A 2,446-nucleotide genomic window follows, 5' to 3' on the forward strand; every position below is an offset into this window, starting at 1 on the left:
GCCCAGGCCAGCGACCGCGCGACCGTCGGGGGCAGCAGGCGCAACGGCCAGCCGACGGGGTGGCGGCGCCCGACCTCGAAGGCGAGCTCCAGCGACGGCGTCCGCACGTGCCAGGTCGGGCCGGGTGTGACCTCGACGGGCTCGACCACCACCGCGTCGAAGGTGTAGGTGGACGCCACGAAGTCGCGAGCTCGGCGGTGGGCGCGACGAGCGTCCGGAGGCCGTCGGGCTCCTCGACCATGACGTCGGCGAACGACCCGAACGGGCTGGTGAGCCAGTGCCCGAGCACCAGGCGGACGCCGGCGGTGGTGCCGAGGCCGGCGATGTGGCCGGTGAACGCGCGGGTCATGGGACCAGTCTCGGGGGCCGCCCGCGCGCCGCACCCCGGACGCGATGCCGGACGTCAAGGGGGCGCGGATACGATTACTAGGTCGTCCTACCTTTTGGAGATCCCGTGTCCGACTTCTTCGCCCTGTCCGAGGAGCACCAGGCGATCCGCGAGGCCGTCCGCGCGCTCGCCGAGGCCAAGATCGCTCCCCACGCCGCCGACGTCGACGAGCAGGCCCGCTTCCCGCAGGAGGCCGCCGACGCGCTGCTGGCCGCCGACTTCCACGCGCCGCACGTGCCCGAGCAGTACGGCGGCGCCGGCGCGGACGCGCTCGCGACCGTCCTGGTCATCGAGGAGGTCGCCCGGGTCGACGTGTCGGCCTCGCTCATCCCCGCGGTGAACAAGCTCGGCTCCCTGCCGGTCCAGATCGGCGGCAGCGAGGAGCTCAAGGCGAAGTACCTCGGCGCGCTGGCCCGCGGCGAGGGCGGCTTCTCCTACTGCCTCAGCGAGCCGGACGCCGGCTCGGACGCGGCCGCGCAGAAGACCCGCGCGGTGCGCGACGGCGACGAGTACGTGCTCAACGGCGTCAAGCGCTGGATCACCAACGCCGGCGAGTCCGAGTACTACACCGTCCTGGCCATGACCGACCCCGAGAAGCGCAGCAAGGGCATCAGCGCGTTCGTGGTGGAGAAGTCCGACCCGGGCGTCTCGTTCGGCGCCAAGGAGCGCAAGCTCGGCATCAAGGGCTCGCCCACGCGCGAGGTCTACCTCGACGACGTGCGCATCCCGGCCGACCGGCTCATCGGCGAGGAGGGCAAGGGCTTCGCCTACGCCATGCAGACCCTGGACCACACGCGCGTGACGATCGCCGCGCAGGCCGTCGGCGTCGCCCAGGGCGCGCTCGACTACGCGCTGGGCTACGTCCAGGAGCGCAAGCAGTTCGGCAAGCCGATCAGCGACAACCAGGGCATCCAGTTCATGCTCGCCGACATGGGCATGAAGGTGGAGGCCGCGCGGCAGATCACCTACGCCGCCGCCGGCCGCTCCGAGCGCGGCGACAAGGACCTGACCTTCTTCGGCGCCGCGGCCAAGGCGTTCGCCTCCGACGTCGCCATGCAGGTGACCACGGACGCCGTGCAGCTGCTCGGCGGCTACGGCTTCACCGCCGACTACCCGGTCGAGCGCATGATGCGCGACGCCAAGATCACCCAGATCTACGAGGGCACCAACCAGGTGCAGCGCATCGTCATGGCCCGCCAGCTGCTGGCCGGCGTCCAGTCGATCTGACGCACCCGCGACGAGGGCCCCGCGACCGTGCTGGTCGCGGGGCCCTCGTGCGTCTGGGTCAGGTCGCGGCGTCGAGCGCCTCGGGGCCGACCACGGGGACGACGCCCTCGGCGGCGGCCACGAGCACCGGGTCGGCGGTGACGAGGACGTCGGCCTGCTGGCGGGCGACCGCCACGTACTCGGCGGCGGCGACGCCCAGACCGTCGTGGTCGAGCGCGATGCGCCAGCCGACGCCGCGGGTGACGCGGTCGCCGAGGGCGCGGAACCGCAGCTCGGTGACCGGGTCGTGCAGGGCCCGGGCCTCGCGCTCGGTGCGCCGTCCGGCTCGGACGTCGTCGAGCAGGAGCTGCAGCGCGTCGGTGCGCACCGAGCGCGGGGCGACCAGCTGGTGCTCGTCGGCGAGGGTCAGCCCGGACTCGACGACGTGCAGGAGCGTCGGGGCGTCGATGGCGAAGCGCGTCATCGACCCAGGCTAGGACCGGGTGGGGGCTAGAGCGCGAAGCTCCAGCGCTCGGCGAACGCCCCGGCGGTGAGGGTGTCCAGCTGGGACTCCAGCTCGTGCTGCAGGATGCTCGTCTCCTCCTGCGACTCCGCGTCCATGCGCAGCACCTCGCCGCCGTCGGCTCGGCGGCGCACGACGAACTCGCCGACCGAGGGCGTGTCGACCGCGCCGAGGGAGACGAGCGCGAGGGCGGACCAGGCCAGCAGGCGCAGCCGGCGCCATCCCTGGTGCTGGTGCCGCTCGGAGAGAGAGGACGAAGGTGGCGCGGGACCGGGGCGGACGGATCGGTCACGGACGGCACCGTAGCGTGCGCCGCCGAGCTCAGGCGA

General features: G+C 73.2%; 3 protein-coding genes. 1 reads left to right on the forward strand and 2 read right to left on the reverse strand.

Annotation, left to right across the window (positions count from 1 at the left end; translation table 11 throughout):
- The first annotated feature begins 454 nt into the window (after positions 1 to 454).
- Complete coding sequence (locus tag AC2W7G_RS13720; protein WP_485868928.1) at positions 455 to 1,615, forward strand: acyl-CoA dehydrogenase family protein; 1,161 nt, start codon at positions 455 to 457, stop codon at positions 1,613 to 1,615.
- A 58-nt stretch (positions 1,616 to 1,673) separates the two neighbouring features.
- On the opposite strand, the gene AC2W7G_RS13725 is transcribed toward AC2W7G_RS13720, so the two are convergent.
- A complete protein-coding gene (locus AC2W7G_RS13725) occupies positions 1,674 to 2,078 on the reverse strand; it encodes a hypothetical protein (protein ID WP_485868929.1) in 405 nt (134 codons plus the stop codon).
- Between the two features lie 26 nt (positions 2,079 to 2,104).
- Positions 2,105 to 2,446: hypothetical protein (locus AC2W7G_RS13730; RefSeq protein WP_485868930.1), on the reverse strand; the 342-nt coding region annotated here is incomplete at its 5' end.

The organism is Aeromicrobium sp. PFPM2_SD2, assembly GCF_057364525.1.